Below are 21106 nucleotides of genomic sequence, written 5' to 3'. Positions count from 1 at the left end.
CCGACCACGGCTCGGCGGATCGCGCACGCCGAAGCCGGGTGGTCAGCCCTGCCGGGCGAGCGCGGGGTACTCGTCGAGGGTGATGTCGGTGGCGAACCTGTCGGTCACCCACAGCATCCCGCGCAGCAGGAACCGGCGCTTGAACATCTGGTCGCGCAGCTTGATCCGCAGGGTGGTCGGCGGTGCGAGGAACGGCCCGGCGTTGGCGTTGCGGGCGATCTTGGCGTAGCCGAGGAACTTCTCGTCGTACCGGCGGAAGGCGAGTTCGTGGTCGCCGTCCGCCGCGGCGAGTTCGCCCGCGATGACGTACGCGGCCACGACGGCGAGCCCCGTGCCGAAGCCGCCCAGCGTGTTGCCGTACGCCGCGTCGCCGAGCAGCGCGACGCGTCCGGTGGAGTAGCCGTCCATCGTCACCCGGGCGATCGAGTCCAGGTAGACGTCGTCCGAGCGCTGCACCATCTCCATCAGCTCGGGCAGCCGCCAGCCGCCACCCTCGAACGCGGCGGCCAGGATCTCCTTCTGCCGGCCGGTGTCGTAGCGGTCGTAGCCGATTTCCGGGGAGGCGAACACGAAGAACGCGGTCGCCTTGGGCCCGCCGGTGGCGGCCATGCGGCCGGGCTCGTTGTACATCACGGCCGGGCCGCCGTCGGTTTCGCCGGTCTCGACCAGGGCGTAGTAGTGGCCGAGGTGCTGCACGTAGCCGGCTTCCGGGCCGAACGCCAGCCGTCGCACGGTCGAGTGAATGCCGTCGGCACCGAAGACGAGGTCGAACCGCCTCGGGGCTTCGCGCTCGAAGGTGACGTCGACGCCGTCGGGGGTCTCGGTCAGCGAAGTGATCGAGTCGCCGAAGACGTACTCGCAGTCGGACGAGGTCCGGTCGTACAGGATCCGGGCCAGATCGCCGCGCCGGATCTCGACGTCGCCGCCGGTGAACTCACCGGGCAGGACGGCGAGCGGCCGCCCCTCGGCGTCGACGATGGTCTGGTCGAGCCCGCCGGTCTGCTGCCGCCGGATCTCGTCGAGGATGCCCATCCGCTCGAGTACGGCGCGGTGGGTGGCGCCCTTGAAATCGACCGCCTGACCGCCGCCGCGGAGTTCCGGCGACCGTTCGACGACGGTGACCGCGTAACCCTGGCGGGAGAGCCAGAAGGCGAGCGCGGGACCGGCGATGCTGGCGCCGGAGATGAGGACTGTCTTGTTCGTCATGGCAGGAGCTTCACGGCCGGCGTTGACGAAGCACTGACAGTCCGCTGACCGCTCCTCGTCAGCTCCAGCCGGGCAGGGGAAGGGTGAGTTGCCCAGGGGCGTCCGGCGGCGCCGTCTCGTAGCGCGGTGGTGTCGCCGACAGCCCGATCGGGTTGCGGGTCAGCCGCACGGAGGTGCCGTCGGGCCGCGGGAGATCGACCGTCGGGTTCAGGCCGAGCCGTTCGGCCAGCGCGAACGCGCCCGCGACGTCGTTGACTTCCCCGGCGGGAACGCCTGCCGCGCTCAGCTCCGCCGCCCACTCGGCCGCGGGACGCTTGCCGAAATGGTCTTCGAGCAGCGCGCGGAGCCCGGTCCGGTGCGCGACCCGTGCCGGATTGGTCACGAACCGGCTGTCTTCCGCGAGTTCCGGCAGGCCGATGACCTCGCACAGCGCCGCGAACTGCCGGTCGTTGCCGACGGCGAGCGCGAGTTCGTGATCGGCGCAGGGGACGAGTTCGTACGGGGCGATGCTGGGATGCCGGTTGCCCATCCGCGCCGGGACCGTCCCGCCGGAGGTGTAGGCGCTGCCCTGGTTGACCAGGGCGGCGAGCAGGCTGGACAGCAGGTCGATCTCGACGCGCTGTCCCTGCCCGGTGCGGTCGCGGTGGCGCAGGGCGGCGAGGATGCCGACGCTCGCGAACAGCCCGGCCAGCACGTCGACGAGCGCGACGCCGACCTTCTGCGGTTCACCCGCCGGGTCGCCGGTGATGCTCATCAGCCCGCCGACGGCCTGGATGAGCAGGTCGTAACCGGGCAGCGCGGCGCCACCGCCCGAGCCGAAACCCGTGACGGAGCAGAGGACGAGACCGGGGTTCGCCGCCAGCAGCACCTCCGGCCCGAGGCCGAGCCGCTGCATCACACCCGGCCGGAAGTTCTCGACCACGACGTCGGCCTCCAGCGCGAGCGCGCGGGCGTGGGCGAGGTCGTCCGGATTCGCGAGGTCCAGCGCCACACTCGTCTTGTTCCGGTTCACCGACTGGAAGTACGTCGCCTGCCCGGCCGCGTCGTAGGGCGGGCCCCAGCTGCGGGTGTCGTCACCGGTGCCCGGCCGCTCGACCTTGATCACCGTCGCGCCGAGGTCGGCCAGCAGCATGGTGGCGAACGGGCCGGCGAGCACCCGCGAGAAATCGAGGACGCGAAGCGGGCCGAGTGCGGTTTCGGACATGGCCACGACCCTAAGCGGTCACCGCCGGAAGTCCTCCGACGCCTCGACGGCCCAGCTTCCTGCTGGACGCACGGTCGAAAGGCCCGAGTACAACACCGGTACGAGGACCTTCCGACCGCACGCCCAGCAGAAAGCTGGATCCGCCGAATGCCCCGAAGGACTCCCGGCGGCAACCACTTAGCGGCCGCTGCCGTCCTCGAAGTTGTGATCGCGCTCACGAACCCAATACTTTCCTCTAGGTACCTACTATCTCCAGGAAGGTAGCTTCGGTCGCGTCAACGCAACGTGATTCGAGGAGAGACCATGATCGTGGTGACCGGAGCGACCGGGAACGTGGGACGGCTGCTGGTGGAAACCCTTGCCGCGGCGGGAGAAGAGGTGACGGCGGTGTCGCGCCGGATCTCGGCGGCGGACGTGCCCGACGGGGTGCGGACCGTGCAGGCCGACCTCGCCAGGTCCGACGGATTGAAGCAGGTCTTCGACGGCGCGGATCGGATTTTCCTTTTGACCTCAGGGGAATTCATGGCGGCGGGTGGTGACGTCGCGGAAATCGTCGCGGCGGCCGGGGGAGCGGGGATCGTGCTCCTGTCTTCCCAAGGTGTCGGGTCCGGGCGGCACGCACCCGCGTTCGAAGAGGCGGTCAAAGCGTCGAGTCCTGAATGGACGGTGCTGCGGCCCGGCGGTTTCGCGTCGAACGCCTTCCAATGGGCGCCGGCGATCCGGGCCGACCGAGTGGTCGCCGCTCCGTTCGGCGACATCGCCTTGCCCGTCATCGATCCGGCGGACATCGCCGACGTCGCGGCGGCCGTGCTGCGCGAACCCGGCCACCACGGCCGGACCTACGTGCTCACCGGACCCGAGCCGATCTCGCCCCGTCGGCAGGCGGCCGACCTCGGCGAGGCGCTGGGCGAGCCGCTGCGATTCACCGAGCTGAGCAAGGACGAGGCCCGCGCCGCGATGTCGGAGTTCATGCCGCCGGTGGTCGTGGAGGCCACGCTCTCGATCCTCGGCGCGCCCACGGAGGACGAACTGCGGGTCAGCCCCGACGTCGAAAAGGTCCTCGGCCGGCCGGGACGCACGTTCGCCGAATGGGCGGCGCGGAACGTGGCGGCGTTCAAATGACACTCGGCGCACCTAGACGGTGCTGTCGCCACCCCCTGTGCTTAGACTGAGGTCTAATTAAGGGGCCCCACGTGGACCAGCTCACTCTCGGCGTCATTTCCCGCTCGCGCAAAGAAAACGAGCGGCGGCTTCCGATCCATCCGCGCCACCTCGAACGGATCGAACCGGAGCTCCGGCGAAGCATCTACCTCGAAGAAGGCTACGGCGACCGCTTCGGCATCCCGGACGAGGAACTCGCGCCACTCGTCGCCGGCCTTCGCACCCGCGAGCGGCTCATCGCGGACTGTGACGTCATCCTCCTGGCCAAACCGCTGGCCGGTGACCTGGCCGACCTGCGGCCGGGGCAGATCCTGTGGGGCTGGCCGCACTGCGTCCAGGACGACAAGCTCACCCAGCTGGCCATCGACCGGAAGCTGACGCTCATCGCCTTCGAAGCGATGAACCACTGGCGCCGTGACGGTTCCTTCAATCTGCACGTGTTCCACAAGAACAACGAGCTGGCGGGCTATTGCTCGGTACTGCACGCGCTGCAGCTGATCGGTTCGACGGGCGACTACGGCCGCCGTCTCCGCGCGGTCGTGATCGGCTTCGGCGCGACGGCACGCGGTTCGGTGACGGCGTTGAACGCGCACGGGATCCACGACGTGAACGTCCTCACGCATCGCGGCGTCACCGCGGTGGGTTCGCCGATCCACTCGGCGAACATCGTGCATCTCGACCACGATCTGAAGGGTCCGGCGGACCTCCGCCGCAGTCACGCGATCACCGAGGACGGCCGCGTGCCGCTGGCGGATTTCCTCGCCGGGCACGACATCGTCGTCAACTGCGTACTGCAGGACACGAAGGCGCCGTTGACGTTCCTCGACGAGGAAGACCTCGCCGCGTTCCGGCACGGCAGCCTGATCGTCGACGTTTCGTGCGACGAGGCCATGGGGTTCAGCTGGGCCAAGCCGACGACGTTCACGGAACCGACCTTCCAGGTCGGCGGTCTCACCTACTACGCCGTCGACCACAGCCCGTCCTACCTCTGGGACTCGGCGACCTGGGAGATCAGCGGTGCCCTCCTGCCGCATCTGAAGCAGGTGCTGGCGGGGCGATCCGCGTGGGCCGCCGATCCGACGCTCGACCGGGCGATCGAGATCAGCGAGGGCACGATCCGGAATCCGGACATCCTGGCCTTCCAGCATCGGGCATCGGAGTATCCGCACACGCACGGATGAGAAAGTTCTCATCGAGCCCTCATCGGCGGCTCACCCGGTCCGGGCAACCTGGGGGTATGCGAGTCCGAATCATCGTCCTGGCCGGGGTCGCCGCCGTCGTGGTGGCGGCCACCGGCACGTTCGCCGTCATCGCGGCCACCGCGGTCTCGCCGCCCGATCTCGGTCCTGCCGTGGTGGCCCCTGCGGGCCGCGCGGTCTCCGGAGCGGGGGAATCGGGCGCCCCGCCCGCCGTCGTCCCGCCCCGGCTGGCCGGGCACGACGACGACGTCGATGATGGTGAAGACCATGACGGTGACGACCATTTCGACTTCGACCTCGACGACTGAGCGGGGCCGATGAGCGCCCGCGCCCGGATCCTCGCGTGGGTCCTGCTGGTCGTGCTGCTCGCGCTCGCCGGTTCGCTGCTGGCGACCCGGACCGTTCTGCACAACCAGCTGGACCAGCGCCTCGACAACGAGATCGCGCACGAGACCGGCAAACTCCGCGCCTTCCTGGCGTCGCCGGATGCCCGTCCGGCCGGGCAGCCCGCCACCGTCGAGGCGGTCCTCGGCCGCCACCTGGAACGGAACCTGCCCGAGAAGTACGAGACGTTCTTCTCGATCAGCGACGGTGCCGCGTCGAGGCGGAGCGCGATCGAGCCGCCGGTCCGCCTCGACACGGACCCGAAATTCGTCGCCGAACTCTCCAGGGCCACGAGCCCGGCGTACGGCACGGTCACCACCGCCGTCGGGTCCGCGCGCTACGGCGTCGTCCCGGTGACCATCGAAGGCTCGCCGGGCCGTGGCGCGCTGGTGATCGTCGAGTTCGTCGACCACGCCGCGGGTGAGATCAACGACGTCGTCGGCGTGATGGCCGCGATGTCGGGCGCCGCGCTGGTACTGGCCGGGCTGATCGGCTGGCTGGTCGCCGGCCGCATCCTTGCGCCGGTTCGCGAGGTGCGCCTGGCCGCCGAGCAGATCGGCGAAACCGACCTTTCCCGCCGGATCGAGGTCCGGGGCTCGGATGACGTCGCCGCGCTCGGCCGCACCTTCAACACGATGCTGGACCGGCTCGAAAGCGCCTTCGCCGGGCAGCGCGACTTCATCGACGACGCCGGGCACGAACTGCGCACACCGATCACGATCGTCCGCGGCCATATCGAGCTGATGGGCGAAGATCCCGAGGAGAACGCGGAGACGCGGCGGTTGGTCCTCGACGAACTCGGGCGGATGCAACGGATCGTGGACGATCTGCTGGTGCTCGCCAAATCCGGCAACCCCGGCTTCCTCGCACCCGGTGAGACCGACCTCGCCGATCTCACCGTCGAGACCCTGGCCAAATCCCGTCCGCTGGCCGACCGCGTCTGGCGGCTCGACGCGGTGGCCGAGGTGAAGGTCCGCGCGGACGGGCAACGGCTCGCGCAGGCCCTGCTGCAGCTGGTCTCGAACGCCGTCCGGCACACTTCGCCCGGCGAGGAGATCGCCCTCGGCTCCGAGGTGACGGCGACGACGGCGCGGCTCTGGGTCCGTGACACCGGCGAGGGTGTCCCGCCGGATTCGAGGAGCCGGATCTTCGACCGGTTCAAACGCGGCAGCAACTCCAGCGGTGACGACGGAGCCGGGCTCGGCCTGGCGATCGTCGCCGCGATCGCCGAAGCGCACGGCGGCCGGGTTCTGCTCGACACCGTGCCCGGCGAAGGAGCGACGTTCACCATGGAGATCCCCGTCGCGGAAGGTGCGGACCGGTGACCAGTGTGCTCGTGGTGGAGGATTCCGCCAGGATCGGTGCCTTCGTCGAGAAAGGCCTGCGGGCGCAGGGTTTCGCCACCCGCTGGGTCAAGACCGGCTCCGAAGGGCTGACCGAGGCGCTGACCGGCGCGCACGACCTCGTCGTCCTCGACCTCGGTCTCCCGGACCTCGACGGCTCGGATCTGCTGCGGGCCCTGCGCGCGGCGGGCCGGACGGTGCCGGTGATCATCCTGACCGCGCGGGACAGTGTCGTCGACCGGGTCGCCGGGCTGTCCGGCGGCGCCGACGACTACCTGGCGAAACCCTTCGCCTTCGAGGAATTACTGGCGCGGATCCGGTTGCGGCTAAGGGGAAATCCCGAAGCCGAGCCGGCGGTGCTGCGGGCCGGGGACCTCGCCCTCGACCTGCGCACACGGCGGGTTTCGGTGGCGGGGGAGGAGAAGGATCTCACCGCCCGCGAGTTCGCGCTTCTGGAGACGTTGCTGCGCAACCGCGGCCAGGTGCTGTCCCGCGAGCAACTGCTCGGCGGGGTCTGGGGTTTCGATTTCGATCCGGGCTCGAACGTGGTGGACGTCTACATCCGTTACCTGCGCGGGAAGATCGGCGCCGAGCGGATCGAAACCGTGCGGGGGATGGGCTACCGTCTCGGTGAGTCCTGATGAGACGGTTCTCATCGCGCTCTCACGACGGTCTTTTTCTCTGGCGGCACAGTGGTTTCCATGACCACGACACTGCTTCATCTCGCCGTCGACCTCGTCGCCGCCGTGATCCTCGCCTACGGTATCTACGCCCGTCGCCATCATCGTGGTGACCTCGCCTGCGCCTATCTCGCGCTGAACGTCGGCGTCTGCGTCTCGGTCGCCGTGCTGCTGTCCGTGTCGACCGCGAGCGCGCTCGGGCTCGGCCTTTTCGGGGTACTGTCGATCATCCGGCTGCGGTCCGATTCGATCAGCCAGCAGGAGGTCGCGTACTACTTCGTCGCGCTGGTACTCGGCCTGGTGAACGGGCTGCCGTCCGCGGACTGGCGGATCGTCGCCGTCTTCAACGTGCTGTTGCTGGCCGTCATGTACGTCGCCGACCACCCGTCGCGCACCCGCGGCCCGCAGCGGCGGACGGTCGTGCTCGACACCGTGTATCCCGACGAGCAGACGATGTTGATGGAGCTGCGGGCGCGGCTCGGCGGAACGGTCGTACGGCACAGTGTGTCCGAAGTGGACTATGTCCGCGAGGTCACCGTCGTCGACGTCCGGTTCCGGCCGGACACCGCAGCCGTCGTCCACGGCGCTCCGGCGGGGCACCGGTGAACGCGCGCGGGACGGCCACCGTCGCCGCGGTGGCAAAGAGGCTTCCTTCGCTGTCGCTGGCCGAAGTCGTCGCCACGAGCGGGCTGATGAGCCGGACGGACCGCAAGTACGTCCTGTCGCTCAACGACTTCCTGGCCGTCACCGACGTGCTGTCGCTCCGCTGCCTGGAAATCGGCGGGCAACGGGTGTTCGGCTACTCGTCGACCTATTTCGACACACCGGATCTGGCGATCTTCCGCGCGCACCGGCAGGATCGCCGTCGCCGGTTCAAGATCCGCACGCGGACCTACACCGACTCGGCCGACACCTACTGCGAGCTCAAGGTCAGCGGACGGCGCGACGAAACGGTCAAGGTCCGCCGTCCGCATCCGGCCGAGGCGGCGCATGGCCTGACCACGCCCGCGCTGACGTTCCTGGACGACGCCCTCACCGCCGCCTACGGCCGCCCCGCGCCCCGGCCGCTGCTCCCGGCGCTGGTCACCGACTACCGGCGGACCACCCTCGTCACCGCCGACACGCGGATCACCTGCGACACGTCGCTGGTCTGGCGCTCCGGCCCGCGGAGCCTGGCGGCGGGGGACGACCTGGTGCTGTTGGAGGTGAAGTCGGCTTCCGAGCGCAACAGCGTCACCGAAGCGCTGGCGAAACTGCGGATCCGCGAGCAGTCGGTCAGCAAGTACTGCGCGGGCCTCGTGGCGCTGGGGCTGGCGACCGGCGGGAACCGATGGCGACCGGCGCTGCGGCGGCTCGGGGTGGCGTAACGATCGCGACGCGGCCGCCGACCCTTGCCTTCGGGTTCCGAGTGAGGGAGGACGAACATGAGGACCAGGGAGAAGGCCGCGCTCGCCGTGGCGGGGCTGGCCGTCGCCGCGGCCGGGGGCACGGTGTTCGCCGGCACGTCCGGCGCCGTCGGCCCGTCGCCGGCGCCGAGCGTGCAGGCCGCGGAGACGTCGTGCGTGACCGACGGCGCCGGGATGTGCACCGTGCAGCACGCGCTGGGCGCGGTCCCGGCGGTGGTGGTCGTCTCGGCGAACACGCCGGGACAGTTCAACGCGTACACGCTGAACACGGTGCAGGGTTCGTACACGGCGACCACGTTCAAGGTGCGGGCGATGTTCGACCAGACCACGCCGAAGGTGGGCGGGGCGATCTGGTTCAGCTATGCGGCCTATGGCGCACCGATCGTTCAACCGACCAGTTCGCGGTTGTTCCCGTCGGCGACCACACCTACAACACCTGAGTCGCCAGGCCGTTGACCGTCCAAAATGGACCGGTAATCGACTACCGGGGCCGGTCGTCCAGCTCGTCGGACAGGATCGCGTCGATCCGGAGACCGGCTCGCCGCAGTACCCGGATGCTCGCCCTCAGTGACAACACGATGCCGATGACGACCACGACACCGAGCCCGATGGCGACCGGATTCGCCACGAGCGCCTCCCTGCCCGATGGGCCCGGACGGCGAGCCGCCCGGCGCTGGTCCCTGAAACCTAGACGAGCCGGCTTTGCCCGGCGCCGGAAACCAGCTGATCGGCCTAGGCGATCGGGGCAGGTGAACGCTGTGATAGCTTGGAGCGAACTGGGACTTCTGTGCGTTCGCAAACCCGCTGTTCGGGCGGGGACGGCTCCCGCGGAGGTGCCAGGGCACCGTTGGGGCCGGTAGCTCAGTTGGTTAGAGCAGGGGACTCATAATCCCTTGGCCGTCGGTTCGAGCCCGACCCGGCCCACAACATCAACATCGCTGCTGACCTGCAGGAATGTTGGCCCTTCGATGTCAATTTCGCCTCGGCGTAAATTTCGACTGGGCTCCGTTATGTCTCCGTTTGCTCCGGTGTGCCAATAGCAGGCGAAGTGCTCCGCGGAGCCGGTTGGTGGCGTAGCAACTTTTGCCTCCTCGCCACAGCCGTTGCGGTGGGGACTTCAGCAGGTCCGGAGTTCTTTGCTTCCACAGCTGGACAAGCTGGGTGTGGTCGCAGTCGGCTGGGTGTGATCCGTGTTCTCGAGCAGGAGGCCAGTGACGTACACGGTTTTAGTGGGGCGACACTGACCGCGCCGATCCTTTGGCAGTGTCTACCGACTATGTGCAACCAATAGTGATAGACGTCGATCAGTACTTTGTGCGTGCCGTCTTGGATGCTTTTAGCGCGATGTCAGCGACAGCACCTGACCTGCAAGAACAGCACTCGTGACCCCCTCACTGCCAGTCAGGTTCGATCAAGGCGCTGACCTGCGGTTATAGAGAACCCGCTGGTCGGCTGGCGTAGTTGTGCTCCGTTCAGCGCGGATCATCGTTGTTGGGCGCTGTTGCAGGCGGCGTTCTGCTCCAGATCTGCTCCAGAAAAATTGGTGTGAGAGCCGGTCTGTTGGTGGTAGCGGTGGCAGTCCATCCGGCCAGGGATCCACTGCACCACCACCGAAAGTGCGCCAGAGCCAAGCGTTTTACAGTCCCCCCGCATGCCTGCACATATCAGGTCCGAAGCGAGAGTGGTACCCACTGGACTTCCATGAGCGAAATGGTTGGGAGGCAGGCGGGTCAGCACGATTCACTGTGACAACCGAGATCCGGTGTAGAGGTGGCTAGGCGGCTGGTCTGGTCGCGGTCTTGCTGTTGTGCTCGGCTTCTTCGGTGGGCTTCATCAGCTGAACCGTCCGCGGGGCAGGCTCGCCAGGACCTGCTTCGCGGCCCGTTCACCCGATGCGGCGGCGTCGGCGAGTGAGGGCATGTCGAGCTGGTAGTCGCCGGCCAGGTGGACGGGGCCGAGATTGCGGCGCAGCGTCGGCAGCGAGGCACGTCCGCCGGGTGCCCAGAACGGCACGACCCGGTGGTGACGCCGGACGATTCCCTCGTCGAGTTTGCCTTCGAGCTCGGGGTAAAGCGAGAGAAGGTCCGCGGTGAACCGGCTGACGATCTCCTCGTCGGTGAGCTCGAACAGGCTGTCGGCCACGGCACCGCCCGCGAAGCAGGCCAGCGCGCCGCCCGGCTTCCGCGGGCCAGGACCGCGCAACGCCGCAGCGTGGTTGAACATCGCCTGGAACGAGAGCTGGGGCGTCGACACGGCGATGTAGTCGTCCCACCGCTGAGGGCCCTCTTCGCGGGTGAAGAAGCCCACCACCACGTACCGGCCGTAGCGAATGTCGTCGAACGCTGTGCGGTACCCGGCCGGGAGGCTCGGCAGGATCTTCACGGCCACGTCGCCGGGAACGGTGACGATCGCACGGCGGGCACGAATCCGCACCGGCCCGTTCTCGTCCTCGTAGTCCACGACGACGCCGTCCTCGGTCCGCTCGACCGACGTCACCGGCGAGTTCAGCCGCAGGCGATCGCCGAGGTCGGCCGCCAGGATGTCGGTGAGGGTCTGATTTCCCCCTTCCGGCAAGGAAAGGTTGGGAACCTTCGCCGGGTCGGTCAGGAGGATGCCCATCGACATGACGAACTGGGTCGCGGCGGTCTCCTCGGGTTCGCATCCCATCCATTGCCCGGACCAGGACCGGACCATGTCCCGCGCGACCTCGGAGCCGATTCCTCGCAGTACGTATGATGCGGAGAGCGTGTCGAGCTTCGCGCGGACCCGTTTCGCCAGGCGGTTCTCGGGGTTCATCTGAAGGAACGGTGTCGCCGCGAGGATGCGGGCGCCGACGGCTGCCAGCCCGATCCTGTCCATAAAGGTCATCCGGGAGCGGAACATCAAGCCGAACGGATTCGAGGTGTCGACCTGTTTTCCGTGGAGCGAGAGGGCGACCGTCTTGCCGGCCAACGTACCCATGCTGACCTGATGGCGTTCGAGGGCTTCGATCAGTGTTCCGGTGCCTTCGGTGAACTGGGTTCCGAGGTTGATCCAGTAGTCGCCGCGGCGAACTGACTCCACGCGGCCGCCGGCCCGGCCGGAGGCTTCGAGTACGACGACGTCTCGATCGGACAGGGTGGTCGCCGCCATCAATCCCGCCATTCCGGCGCCGACCACGACGACTTCCGTTGCGTGCTCGTGAAGGGACTCGGTCATGTGCTGCTCCATTCCGGTGTCGATGTCAGTGCCGTGGCGATGGCTCGCACCAGGCGTCTCGTGGCGGTCCTGCTGCTCCGGCTGACTGCCGTGAAGGAGATGTAGCCGTGCACGAGCTCGCGCTCGTGGATCACCTCGGTGGGAACGTCGCTCGCCGTCAGCGCGGCCGCGTAAGCGAGTCCGTCGTCGCGGAGCGGATCGAAACCGGCGACCGTCACGATGGCGCGGGGAAGCCCTGTCAGATCGCTTGCCAGTAGAGGGGAGACCCGCGGGTCGAGATGGTCGGTCCCATCGGGGAGGTAGTGCCCCATGAACCACGCGATCTGTTTGGCCGACAACGCGGGGGACCCGGCGAACTCGTGCTGAGAGGGACGCCGTTCCGAGATGTCGGTGACCGGCTGGATGAGCACCTGCATCATCGGCTGGACGGCTTCGCCACGAAGCCGCTGGCAGAGCACGGCGGCGATGTTCCCTCCGGCGCTTTCACCGGCGACGACGATCCGGTGCGGGTCGATACCCCAGTCGGCCGCGTGCTCGGTGGCGTACCGCCACGCGGCGAGCGCGTCGTCGTGCGCCGCCGGGAACGAGTGCTCGGGTGCGAGCCGGTACTCGACGGACAGGACGTCGGTGCCCGTTCCCCGTGCGAGCATCCGCGCCGGGGCGGCGTAACCGGCGCGGCTCCCCAGTGCGAAACCGCCGCCGTGGAAGAAAAGGATCAAACCCCGGGAAGGGGTGCAGGTGCTGTAGCGGGTCGCCTGCAACCCCTCGCCGAGATCGACCTCCTGCTCGACCGCGCAAGGGTCGATCCGGTCGGCGAACAAGGCGGCGTCGCGTTCGGTCACCTCCCGGGCGGCCGTCACCGGCAGGTCGCTGTAGTCGTCACCGGCTTCCGTGAGTCTCATCAGGAAGGCGACGTCGGCGGCCATCCGATCGCCTGCGCTGTTGACCGGCGGGCGGACCAGCGGCCTGAGGAGCGGGGCCGGGGTACGGCTCAGGGCGATGACGAAGGCTCGCTGAAGGCGCTGGCCCAGCGTAAGGTTCTCCGCGGTCATGAGTCAGCCGCCGCGCTCGTGAGGTCGGCGGCGGGTGTCCGGACGGAGAAACGGATGTTCCGGTCGACCAGCCGTCCCTTGAACAGCCGGTTGTCCTTCACGAACGTCGTGTGCATCCGCCACGGCAATTCGGTGCCCTGCCGGGGGAGTTCGGGCTTCGCCCGCTGCATGTAGCCCGCGGTGAGGTCGAGGAGATCCGTGGTGGCGAGTCCTTCCGGCACCACCGGGACCGCGATGTCGTAGCCGTTCGTGTCCATGCGGCGGAGCACGTCGCCGACCAGGCGGCACACGTTGCCCAGCCGAAGGGTCCACGACGCTTTCGTGTAGCCGAGCATCATGGCCCAGTTCGGCATCCCGGAGATGAGGGCGCCGCGATAGAGGACGGCGTCGGACATCTTCACCGGACGACCGTCCACTGTGGGCTGGATGCCGCCCAGCATCTGCATGACGAGGCCGGTCGCGGTGACGATGAGATCGGCCTTCAACGTCTTGCCCGACTGCAGGAGGATGCCGTCCTCGGTGAAGCGGTCGATCCGGTCGGTGACCACCTCGGCGTCGCCGTCGCGGAGTGCCTTGAAGAACTCGCCGTCCGGCGTGACACAGAGGCGCTCGTCCCACGGCGCGTACGGCGGATTGAAATGGGTGTCCACGTCGACGTCCGCCGGAAGCTCCTTGAGCGTCCACTTGCGCAGCGCCTTCCGCCCGAAGTCGGGGAACTTGCGCAGGGTGCTGACGAGCAGGAAGTCGATCCAGATGTTCTTGCGGCGCGTGGCCGCGTAGCCGAGCTTGGCCCCGAGCAGCTTGGTGAGCCTCAGGGCGATGCCGTCGACCCTCGGCTGGGAGGCGATGTAGCTGGGGGTGCGCTGGAGCATCGTCACGTGTGCCGCGGCGCCGTCCCCCATCAGCATGGCCGGGAGCATCGTCACCGCCGTCGCGCCGCTACCGATGATCACCACGCGTTTGCCGCTGTGGTCGTAGTCTTCGGGCCACTGCTGGGGATGCAGGATGTCTCCCCGGAAATCGTCGCGACCCTCGAAGTGGGGCGTGTACCCGGATTCGTAGCGGTAGTAACCGGTGGCGCTGAAGACGAAGCGGGCCTTGATGGTCTTCGTGTGTTCGGTGCCGGCCTCGTCGGTCACGGTCACCTGTAGCGTCCACCGCGCCTCGTCGGTGGACCAGTCGGCGGAGGTCACCCGGTGCCGGAGCCGGAGGACCTCGTCCAGGCCGAACTCGCTCACCGTCTCGCCGAGGTATTCGCGGATCAATGGCGCTTCGGCGATCGCGCTCCGGTGCCGCCACGGTTTGAACTCGTAGGCGTAGGTGTGCAGATCGGAATCGGACCGGACGCCCGGATAGCGGAACAGGTCCCAGGTGCCGCCGATCGAGTCGCGGGATTCCAGCAGGATGACCTTCTTGTCGGGGAAGTCGGCCATCAGATGCCGGGCCGCGCCGATCCCGGAGATGCCGGCGCCGATGACGACGATGTCGGCGGACTCCATTGCGCCTGTGTCCTTCATGCTGCACTTCCTTCTGGGTTTTGGTCCTGCGGGAGGGCAGGGACGACGCCGGTCCCGCGAGCCCGGGTGGCGATGATGGGCTCGGCGAGGACCTCCGCTCGGCCCGTGCGGTCGATGGCCCTGGCGATGACGCGCAGCTCGAAGTCGACCGTCCGGCTCCGGTTGCCTTTCGCCGCGAGCCGGGCCTCGACCTCGATGACGTCGCCGCCACGCACCGGCGCCAGGAATTCCACGGACGAGTAACCCGCGAAGAGGCTCTCGTGGCCGTCCGTGACGATCGCGAGATGCGTTCCGGCGTCGCCGAACAGCGCCAGGCCGAACGCCCCGTCGACGAGGTTGCCGGCGTAGTGGGCCTCGGAGTAGGCGACGTAGCGCCGATGGATGACTTTCATGAGAGCTCCTGACCGAGTAGGTCATCCGATTAAGTCAGTTGGCCGAGTGTGAGACAACTTTCATCTCTCGTCAAGGGGCGGTTCAGGTGCTCGCCCGAAAGGGGCTGTTGACAACGCGCGACCAGGCGCCCATTATCTTCGTCAATTGATCGAGTCATTTGACTAACTATGACGCGACACTCGCCAAGATCGAAAGGGCCCGCGATGGCCGAGATCATGACGTTCCCCGAGGCGCCCGTGAGGGAGGGCTCGACTTTCTCCATCACGATCGAAGACGACGCGAGTCCGGTCGTCCGGCTGATCGGACGCACCTTGCGTGACTCGGCGCGGATCGGTTACGCGCCGGAGGTCCTTGGCCGATCCGCCGGTACCGTGGCGATCCGCTCCCACGACACACCGCAGGCCGCGACGATTTCCTTCGGCCGCAAGACGATCACGGTGACCGGTGGAGTCGTGGCCGAGCCGGACGCGACGGTCGTGGTCGACCTGCGGGCGCGCTTCGCTTCCGCGCGGGAGCCCGCCGGTGATGTCGTCCTGGCCACCGGCATCTTGCGCGCGTTGACGCCGCCGCTACCGCACTGGCGCGAGGCCGCCCGGAATTTCTGGGCGGTGACAAGGGGAATACCGGGAATTCCCGAGGTTCTGATCGTCGATGCCGACGGTCCCGGCGGTCCGGAACGGCACCGCTTCGGCGACGGGGCGACCGAGTACCTGATGGCGGGACCGCCCGACGTTCTCGCCGGTGTCTTCAGCGGCGCGGACGATTTTGTCGCGTCCTTGGGAGCCGGTCTGCGGGTCAAGGGCACGTTGTCGCAGATGTCGGTCATGACGGCCGCTTCCTGGAGGGTTCGTTTCGATGTCTGATCCACGCGCTGTTCGCCTCGAGGCGACGAATCACGACGGAAGCTTTCTCGGCAAGAACGTGTCGATGACGAAGTTCGCCTCGGGCAAAGAATCCGGCTTCGCCTTCGCCGACATCCTGTTCGCGATCGATCTGGGCAACGAGATCGTCCTCGGTGACGCTTTTCCGGACTGGCGCGGCAATCTCTACGACATCCAGATGGTCCCCGACCTGTCGACCCTCGTCGCGTGGAAACCGGGGCTGGATGCGGTCATCGGCGACTACTGGCTGAAGGACGGCACACCTGTGCCGATCTGCCCGCGGAACCTCGTGCGGAAGCTGGTGGCCCGGCTGGCGGTTCTCGGGTACACCGCGACGATCGCCGTGGAGATCGAAGCGACGCTTTTCGAGGAGTCCGTTCAGGAGGCGCGAAAACGCGGGTACCGGGAGCTGACGCCGTTGGGCGGCGGCGCGGGAGCCACGTACCACTTGGCGAGGTCCAAGGACTGGGTCGACTACATGGAAGCGGTCGTCGATCGCCTCGATCGGGTCGGCATCGTCTGGGAGGCGTGGACCGACGAGGCCGCCGCCGGCCAGACGGAACTGAACCTGGCGCCCGCGGATCCGATCACGCTGGCCGATTCCTGGGCGCGTACGCGGCAGGTGATGCGCGAGGTTGCCTTCGACCAGGGCCACACGGTGACCTTCATGGCCAAGCCGACGGCGGGCTACGGACAGGGCGCCCACATCAACCTTTCGCTCCAGAGCGACGGAGTGAACCGGTTCTTCGCCGAAGACGGCCCGTCCCCGCTGATGCGGCACGCGGTCGGGGGACTGCTGGCCACGATGGAGGGCAACACCTCGCTCGCGTTGCCGCAGATCACCTCCTATCGGCGGCTGGTGGACTTCACCGGACCGCCCACCACCGTGAGCTGGGGCGTCAACAACAAGACGGCCGCGGTGCGCGCCATCACCGGCCACTCCAAGTACTCGCGCCTCGAGTACCGGCTTCCCGGTGCCGACGTCAACCCGTACCTCGCGTTGGCGGGGGTGCTTGCCGGAGTGCTGGCAGGCATCGAGCGGGAGATCGAGCCGCCGGAGCAGGTCACGGACATGGCCTGGTGCTTGCCCGAGGGCGTGCCCCGGATTCCCGACACGATGTCGAAGGCGGGTGCCGCCCTGGACGCCGATCCCCTGCTGCGCGAGTACCTCGGTGACGAGTTCGTGGACTTCTGGGTCGCGTCGCGACGATGGGAGTGGATGGAGTTCCACACCAAAGGCGGCGATCCGTTCGCCGAACTCTCCCAGTGGGAGTCCACCCGCTACTTCGAGTTCCCGTGAGCGCGCGTCCGCTGATCGGCATCACCGGCAGGCGGTTCCGGCTGGAGCTGATCAAGGGAGCCGACGAACGGTACGGCGACCGTTGTCTCGACAGCTACATGTCGGACTTCGCGAGCCGGATCGCGGAAGCCGGCGGGCTTCCGGTGCACCTGTCCTACGACACCGACGTGACGGCGATCTGTCAGCGGCTGTCCGGGGTCGTGATCACCGGCGGGCAGGACGTCCACCCGGCGTTCTGGGGTGGCGACCCGGGAGTGGTCCGTGACGTCGATCCGAGACTGGACCCGATGGCCCACGACGAGGTGCGTGACGAGTATGAGATCGAGCTCGCCCGGGCCGCTCTGGGGCGGGGGATTCCCGTGCTGGGCGTGTGCCGCGGCATGCAGGTGCTCAACGTCGCCCTCGGCGGGACACTCGTCCCCGATCTCCCACGGGGGCGGGTGAGTCATCTGTCGGCGGAGGCTGCGCCCACCGACGGCACCGCTGATCACCTTGTGTCCTTTGAAAAAGGCTCGATCGCCGCCGGCCTGTTCGGCGAGCACGCGATGACCAACTCCTGGCACCACCAGGCCGTCGACCGCTGCGGCACCGGGCTGGTCGTGACCGGGCGGACGAGTGACGGCGTGATCGAGTCGGTCGAGCTGCCCGGTGCCCCGGTGCTCGGAGTCCAGTGGCATCCGGAGTGGATGAAGAGTGAGGACCCGGCGATGACGTGGATCGTGCAGGCCGCGGCGAAGAGGCAGAGGAGCTTGCCATGACCGCGAAAGTGACGGCCGGACAGGCGGGCGACGATCCCGCCGTCCCGACGGTGACCGAGTTGCTGGCGCATCGGGCGCGGGACTCCCCGGAACGGGAGTTCCTGCGGTTCGGCGAGTGGTCCTGGAGCTTCGCCGAGATCGACGACTGGACCTCCAGGCTGGCGCACCGGCTGATCGAGGTCGACGGTGTCCAGCCGGGCGACCGGGTCGCGATCATGCTCCCGAACGTCGTGCACTGGCCCGTGGTGTGGCTCGCCGCGCTGAAGGCAGGCGCGATCGCAGTACCGATCAACAGTTCCTACCAGCGCGCCGACCTCGCCTTCGTGCTGCGGGACTCCGGTGCGCGTGTCGTGTTCACCGACGCCGACCGCTCGGATCTGATCGCGAGTGTCGTCGCCGGTGAGGACATCCGCGTCGTGGATGTCGCCGACGACGGGGCGGAGCCGTTTCCGGCGACACCTCCGGCGGTGCCGATCGACGGCGGGGCACTGGCGAACCTGCAGTACACGTCCGGCACGACCGGTTTCCCCAAGGCGTGCATGCTCACCCACGACTACTGGGTGCGGCTGGGCTGGATCTGCGCGTCGGCGACCGGGCTCGGACCCGAAGACGTTCTTCTTACAGCGCAACCGTTTTCCTACATGGATCCCCAGTGGAACACCGCGCTGGCCCTCACGGTCGGCGCCCCGCTGGTCGTACTGCCCCGGTTCTCCGCGTCGACCTTCATGGCGGACGTCCGGAGGCACCGCGCGACCTTCTTCTACGTCCTCGGGTCCATGCCGACGCTGCTGTTCAAACAGCCGCCCACCCCCGAAGACCGCGACAACGACCTCCGTCTCGTGTTCTGCTCGGGAATCCCGGTCGGACTTCACGCCCGGCTGGAGGAGCGCTGGGGAGCGCCGTGGCGCGAGATCTACGGGATGACCGAGTCCGGGATCGACCTGTTCAGCCCCTTCGCCGACGCCGGCGCGGTGGGAAGCGGGAGCCTGGGGCGTCCGGTGCCGACGAAACAGGTCCGCGTCGTCGATCCCGATGGCGCCGAGGTGCCTGACGGCGAGGCTGGGGAGCTGGTCATCGCGGGCACGCCGATGATGAACGGCTACTGGAATCGTCCGGAGGACACCGCCAGGGTGTTGCGGGACGGCTGGCTCCACACTGGCGACGTCGTCATCCGCCACTCGGACGACGGAATCCGGCTGGTCGGCCGGATCAAGGACATGGTCCGGCGCGGCGGCGAGAACGTCGCGAGCGTCGAGGTCGAAGCCGCCCTGGAGCGGGACGACCTGGTGGTCTCGGCCGCCGTCGTCGCCGAACCCGACGAGACCCTCGGTGAGGAGGTCAAGGCTTTTGTCCAGCTGGCGGCCGGAGTGCCTTCCTGTCGTGCGACGGCCGAGCGGATCGTCGAGCGGGCGGGCAAGGAACTCGCGCGTTTCAAGGTGCCGCGCTACATCGAGTTCGTCGCCGAATTCCCCCGCACTCCGTCCGAACGCGTTTCCAAACCGGCGCTGAAGGCCCGTGCCGCGGCCGATCCCGGCGTGACCTACGACCTCGGCACACGACGGGGATTCGTCAGCGTCGACCTCGTCCGGGACGTGGCGGTGCTGACACTCCGGCGCCCCGAGAAGCTCAACGCCCTGGATGTCGCCACCCGGCTGCGGCTGGCGGCCGTCATCCGCGAATTGGGCACCGGTGAGCGTGTGCGCGGGATCGTGCTCACCGGCGAGGGGCGAGCCTTCTCCGCGGGAATGGATCTCCAGAGCACGCCGTCCTCGGGCGCCGAGATGCGGGAAGCGTTCGCGAGTTTCCACGACATCACCCGCGCGATCCTGGAGACGCGGGTGCCCGTGGTCGCGGCCGTCAACGGGCTCGCGGTCGGGGGAGCCTCGGAGCTGACGTTGTGCTGCGACGCCCGCATCGGAACCCCGGCGACGGAGTACTTCCAACCGGAAAACGGCCGGGGCATCACGATTTCGAACGCGTCCAGTGTGCTGTTGAGGCGGCTCGTCGGGAACCACGCGATGCGCGTGGTGCTCGGATCCCCTCGTGTCCCGGCCGACGAAGCCTTACGGATCGGCCTTCTCGACGAGATCGTCGAGCCCGGCGCCCTGATCGGCCGCGCCGTCGACATCGTCATCGAGTGGACGCCAGAGGGGAACACGACGGCCCTTCATCTCGCGCTCCTGCGTCCGCGGGCAGAGGACGTCGAAGCGGCTTTCGCCCGGGAAGACCTCGCCGCGGCCCAGGCGTGGGAGAGCGGGCTTCTGACCGCGGGCATCGAGGGCTTTTTGTCCACTGACAGAGCATCCAAAGAGGAGGCGTCGACATGATCGACACCCAGGCCGCGGTGCTGACCGCCGTCGGCGAACCGCTCGAACTGACCGTCATCCGGGTGGACGACCCGGAGCCGCACGAGGTGCGGGTCGCGGTCACGAACGTGGGGCTGTGCCACAGCGATCTGCACTACATGACCGGAACGGTGCCGACCGGCCTGCCGGTCGTGGTCGGCCACGAGGTGGCGGGTGTGGTCGAGGCGGTCGGTGCGCAGGTGTCCGGGCTGCGTCCCGGGGACCGCGTGGTCGGCGCGCTGACGCCGTCCTGCGGCCGCTGCGCCAACTGTGAGGCGGGACGGTCGACCCAGTGTGGACGGGTGGAGGAGATCCGCCGTCGCCCCCGGCCCGCGTTCCAGACCACGGCGGGCGAGCCGATCGAGCGGCTGGGCGACATCGGGGCGTTCTCCCGGCACGTCCTCATGCGTGAGAACTCGCTGGTGAAGCTTCCTGACGACGTTCCGCTGCACGTCGGCTGTCTCCTGGCCTGCTGTGTCATCACCGGGGTCGGCGCCGTGTTCCGCGGCGCCAAGGTGCGCCCGGGCAGCACGGTCGCGGTCGTCGGCTGCGGCGGCGTCGGATCGGCCATCATCCAAGGCGCCCGGCTCGCCGGCGCCTCGGCCATCGTCGCGATCGACCTGGACGACGCGCGCCTCAAGGCCGCACGCGGCTACGGCGCCACCCATGTCGTCAACGGCGGGGACGGCGACCCGGTCGCGGAACTCCACCGCCTGCTCGGGGACGGAGTGGACTACGCCTTCGAGGCGGTCGGCTCGGCCCGCACCGCCGCGACGGCCCTGGCCCTCGTGCGCCCGACGGGGACCGCGTGCCTGGTCGGGATCGCGCCCGGAGGCACCGAGCTCTGCGTCCCGGCGTCGGACTTCTTCTTCGAGGAGAAGCGGCTCATCGGCTCCTACATGGGCTCAGGGCAGGCGCGGCAGGACATCCTGCAACTCGCCCGCCTGTACCAGCAGGGACGCCTGCTGCTCGACGAGATGGTCACGCGCGTCATCCCCTTCGGCGAGATCAACGAGGGCTTCGAGGCGATGAAATCCGGTGACGTGACCCGCATCGTCGTCGATCTCCAGTCCTGACCA

The 21106-nt window shown here is 68.5% G+C and carries 20 protein-coding genes and 1 tRNA gene; 14 read left to right on the top strand and 7 right to left on the bottom strand.

Annotated features, from left to right (window positions below; genetic code table 11):
- Window positions 1-42: 42 nt before the first annotated feature.
- Together AJAP_RS28300 and AJAP_RS28295 are read right to left on the bottom strand one after the other, a co-directional pair.
- Window positions 43-1206, bottom strand: coding sequence for an FAD-dependent monooxygenase (locus AJAP_RS28300; protein ID WP_038516914.1), 1164 nt, complete (start codon window positions 1204-1206; stop codon window positions 43-45).
- Window positions 1207-1264: 58 nt separating this feature from the next.
- Window positions 1265-2410 (bottom strand): CaiB/BaiF CoA transferase family protein, encoded by a 1146-nt coding sequence (locus AJAP_RS28295; protein ID WP_038516912.1) that lies wholly within the window; start codon window positions 2408-2410, stop codon window positions 1265-1267.
- Between the two features lie 303 nt (window positions 2411-2713).
- Here AJAP_RS28295 and AJAP_RS28290 point away from each other — a divergent pair, with 303 nt between their 5' ends.
- From AJAP_RS28290 to AJAP_RS28255, 8 genes are all read left to right on the top strand, one after another.
- On the top strand, window positions 2714-3532 hold the full coding sequence (locus AJAP_RS28290; RefSeq protein WP_038516910.1) for an NAD(P)H-binding protein: 819 nt from the start codon (window positions 2714-2716) through the stop codon (window positions 3530-3532).
- A 71-nt stretch (window positions 3533-3603) separates the two neighbouring features.
- Window positions 3604-4752, top strand: a complete 1149-nt coding sequence (locus AJAP_RS28285) for a N(5)-(carboxyethyl)ornithine synthase (protein WP_038516908.1) — start codon at window positions 3604-3606, stop codon at window positions 4750-4752.
- A 56-nt stretch (window positions 4753-4808) separates the two neighbouring features.
- Window positions 4809-5078, top strand: coding sequence for a hypothetical protein (locus AJAP_RS28280; protein WP_038516907.1), 270 nt, complete (start codon window positions 4809-4811; stop codon window positions 5076-5078).
- A gap of 9 nt (window positions 5079-5087) precedes the next feature.
- Window positions 5088-6479, top strand: coding sequence for a sensor histidine kinase (locus tag AJAP_RS28275; protein ID WP_038516905.1), 1392 nt, complete (start codon window positions 5088-5090; stop codon window positions 6477-6479).
- Entirely contained in the window at window positions 6476-7138 is a 663-nt protein-coding gene (locus AJAP_RS28270) for a response regulator transcription factor (RefSeq protein WP_037342964.1), read from the top strand. The genes AJAP_RS28275 and AJAP_RS28270 overlap by 4 nt, the downstream gene beginning before the upstream one ends.
- A 60-nt stretch (window positions 7139-7198) precedes the next feature.
- Entirely contained in the window at window positions 7199-7783 is a 585-nt protein-coding gene (locus tag AJAP_RS28265) for a DUF4956 domain-containing protein (protein ID WP_038516902.1), read from the top strand.
- Between the two features lie 29 nt (window positions 7784-7812).
- Complete coding sequence (locus tag AJAP_RS28260) at window positions 7813-8544, top strand: polyphosphate polymerase domain-containing protein (RefSeq protein ID WP_038524023.1); 732 nt, start codon at window positions 7813-7815, stop codon at window positions 8542-8544.
- Window positions 8545-8601: 57 nt separating this feature from the next.
- A complete protein-coding gene (locus tag AJAP_RS28255) occupies window positions 8602-9039 on the top strand; it encodes a hypothetical protein (protein WP_038516901.1) in 438 nt (145 codons plus the stop codon).
- Between the two features lie 25 nt (window positions 9040-9064).
- Here the strand turns inward: AJAP_RS28255 and AJAP_RS44410 are convergent, their stop codons facing one another.
- Window positions 9065-9211: a hypothetical protein gene (locus AJAP_RS44410; RefSeq protein WP_167551719.1), complete on the bottom strand. Its 147-nt coding sequence runs from the start codon at window positions 9209-9211 to the stop codon at window positions 9065-9067.
- A 222-nt stretch (window positions 9212-9433) separates the two neighbouring features.
- Between AJAP_RS44410 and AJAP_RS28250 the strand changes: the two genes are divergently transcribed.
- Window positions 9434-9507, top strand: a tRNA-Ile gene (locus tag AJAP_RS28250).
- A gap of 909 nt (window positions 9508-10416) precedes the next feature.
- On the opposite strand, the gene AJAP_RS28245 is transcribed toward AJAP_RS28250, so the two are convergent.
- From AJAP_RS28245 to AJAP_RS28230, 4 genes are read right to left on the bottom strand one after another with little or no spacing between them, the layout of a single operon-like run.
- Window positions 10417-11781: a flavin monoamine oxidase family protein gene (locus AJAP_RS28245; RefSeq protein WP_038516899.1), complete on the bottom strand. Its 1365-nt coding sequence runs from the start codon at window positions 11779-11781 to the stop codon at window positions 10417-10419.
- Window positions 11778-12833: an alpha/beta hydrolase gene (locus AJAP_RS28240; protein WP_038516897.1), complete on the bottom strand. Its 1056-nt coding sequence runs from the start codon at window positions 12831-12833 to the stop codon at window positions 11778-11780. Before AJAP_RS28240 ends, AJAP_RS28245 begins: the two co-directional genes overlap by 4 nt.
- On the bottom strand, window positions 12830-14350 hold the full coding sequence (locus tag AJAP_RS28235; RefSeq protein WP_038516896.1) for a flavin-containing monooxygenase: 1521 nt from the start codon (window positions 14348-14350) through the stop codon (window positions 12830-12832). Before AJAP_RS28235 ends, AJAP_RS28240 begins: the two co-directional genes overlap by 4 nt.
- Complete coding sequence (locus AJAP_RS28230; protein WP_038516894.1) at window positions 14347-14742, bottom strand: hotdog fold domain-containing protein; 396 nt, start codon at window positions 14740-14742, stop codon at window positions 14347-14349. Before AJAP_RS28230 ends, AJAP_RS28235 begins: the two co-directional genes overlap by 4 nt.
- 204 nt (window positions 14743-14946) lie before the next feature.
- Between AJAP_RS28230 and AJAP_RS28225 the strand changes: the two genes are divergently transcribed.
- From AJAP_RS28225 to AJAP_RS28205, 5 genes are all read left to right on the top strand, one after another.
- The gene (locus tag AJAP_RS28225; protein ID WP_038516893.1) at window positions 14947-15606 is read left to right on the top strand and encodes a hypothetical protein; all 660 of its coding nucleotides are present in this window, start codon (window positions 14947-14949) and stop codon (window positions 15604-15606) included.
- Window positions 15607-15670: 64 nt separating this feature from the next.
- Window positions 15671-16924 carry a glutamine synthetase family protein gene (locus AJAP_RS28220; protein WP_228694607.1) on the top strand — a complete coding sequence of 418 codons (1254 nt, stop codon included), beginning with the start codon at window positions 15671-15673 and terminating at the stop codon, window positions 16922-16924.
- Window positions 16921-17682 (top strand): gamma-glutamyl-gamma-aminobutyrate hydrolase family protein, encoded by a 762-nt coding sequence (locus tag AJAP_RS28215; RefSeq protein WP_038516889.1) that lies wholly within the window; start codon window positions 16921-16923, stop codon window positions 17680-17682. The genes AJAP_RS28220 and AJAP_RS28215 overlap by 4 nt, the downstream gene beginning before the upstream one ends.
- Window positions 17679-20009 carry an AMP-binding protein gene (locus tag AJAP_RS28210; RefSeq protein WP_038516887.1) on the top strand — a complete coding sequence of 777 codons (2331 nt, stop codon included), beginning with the start codon at window positions 17679-17681 and terminating at the stop codon, window positions 20007-20009. The genes AJAP_RS28215 and AJAP_RS28210 overlap by 4 nt, the downstream gene beginning before the upstream one ends.
- On the top strand, window positions 20006-21103 hold the full coding sequence (locus tag AJAP_RS28205; protein WP_038516885.1) for a Zn-dependent alcohol dehydrogenase: 1098 nt from the start codon (window positions 20006-20008) through the stop codon (window positions 21101-21103). Before AJAP_RS28210 ends, AJAP_RS28205 begins: the two co-directional genes overlap by 4 nt.
- Window positions 21104-21106 lie beyond the last annotated feature (3 nt).

The organism is Amycolatopsis japonica (genome assembly GCF_000732925.1).
Taxonomy (GTDB): Bacteria; Actinomycetota; Actinomycetes; order Mycobacteriales; family Pseudonocardiaceae; genus Amycolatopsis; species Amycolatopsis japonica.
Note: the sequence above shows the minus strand (reverse complement) of the source record. Positions and strands in the feature narration are given on the sequence as shown.

What these genes read in the sequence shown, in the direction of transcription:
- AJAP_RS28300 (WP_038516914.1), bottom strand. Translation starts at nt 1,206, where the DNA reads ATGACGAACAAGACAGTCCTCATCTCCGGCGCCAGCATCGCCGGTCCC.
- AJAP_RS28295 (WP_038516912.1), bottom strand. Translation starts at nt 2,410, where the DNA reads ATGTCCGAAACCGCACTCGGCCCGCTTCGCGTCCTCGATTTCTCGCGG.
- AJAP_RS28290 (WP_038516910.1), top strand. Translation starts at nt 2,714, where the DNA reads ATGATCGTGGTGACCGGAGCGACCGGGAACGTGGGACGGCTGCTGGTG.
- AJAP_RS28280 (WP_038516907.1), top strand. Translation starts at nt 4,809, where the DNA reads ATGCGAGTCCGAATCATCGTCCTGGCCGGGGTCGCCGCCGTCGTGGTG.
- AJAP_RS28275 (WP_038516905.1), top strand. Translation starts at nt 5,088, where the DNA reads ATGAGCGCCCGCGCCCGGATCCTCGCGTGGGTCCTGCTGGTCGTGCTG.
- AJAP_RS28265 (WP_038516902.1), top strand. Translation starts at nt 7,199, where the DNA reads ATGACCACGACACTGCTTCATCTCGCCGTCGACCTCGTCGCCGCCGTG.
- AJAP_RS28255 (WP_038516901.1), top strand. Translation starts at nt 8,602, where the DNA reads ATGAGGACCAGGGAGAAGGCCGCGCTCGCCGTGGCGGGGCTGGCCGTC.
- AJAP_RS28245 (WP_038516899.1), bottom strand. Translation starts at nt 11,781, where the DNA reads ATGACCGAGTCCCTTCACGAGCACGCAACGGAAGTCGTCGTGGTCGGC.
- AJAP_RS28240 (WP_038516897.1), bottom strand. Translation starts at nt 12,833, where the DNA reads ATGACCGCGGAGAACCTTACGCTGGGCCAGCGCCTTCAGCGAGCCTTC.
- AJAP_RS28235 (WP_038516896.1), bottom strand. Translation starts at nt 14,350, where the DNA reads ATGAAGGACACAGGCGCAATGGAGTCCGCCGACATCGTCGTCATCGGC.
- AJAP_RS28230 (WP_038516894.1), bottom strand. Translation starts at nt 14,742, where the DNA reads ATGAAAGTCATCCATCGGCGCTACGTCGCCTACTCCGAGGCCCACTAC.
- AJAP_RS28225 (WP_038516893.1), top strand. Translation starts at nt 14,947, where the DNA reads ATGGCCGAGATCATGACGTTCCCCGAGGCGCCCGTGAGGGAGGGCTCG.
- AJAP_RS28220 (WP_228694607.1), top strand. Translation starts at nt 15,671, where the DNA reads ATGACGAAGTTCGCCTCGGGCAAAGAATCCGGCTTCGCCTTCGCCGAC.
- AJAP_RS28210 (WP_038516887.1), top strand. Translation starts at nt 17,679, where the DNA reads ATGACCGCGAAAGTGACGGCCGGACAGGCGGGCGACGATCCCGCCGTC.
- AJAP_RS28205 (WP_038516885.1), top strand. Translation starts at nt 20,006, where the DNA reads ATGATCGACACCCAGGCCGCGGTGCTGACCGCCGTCGGCGAACCGCTC.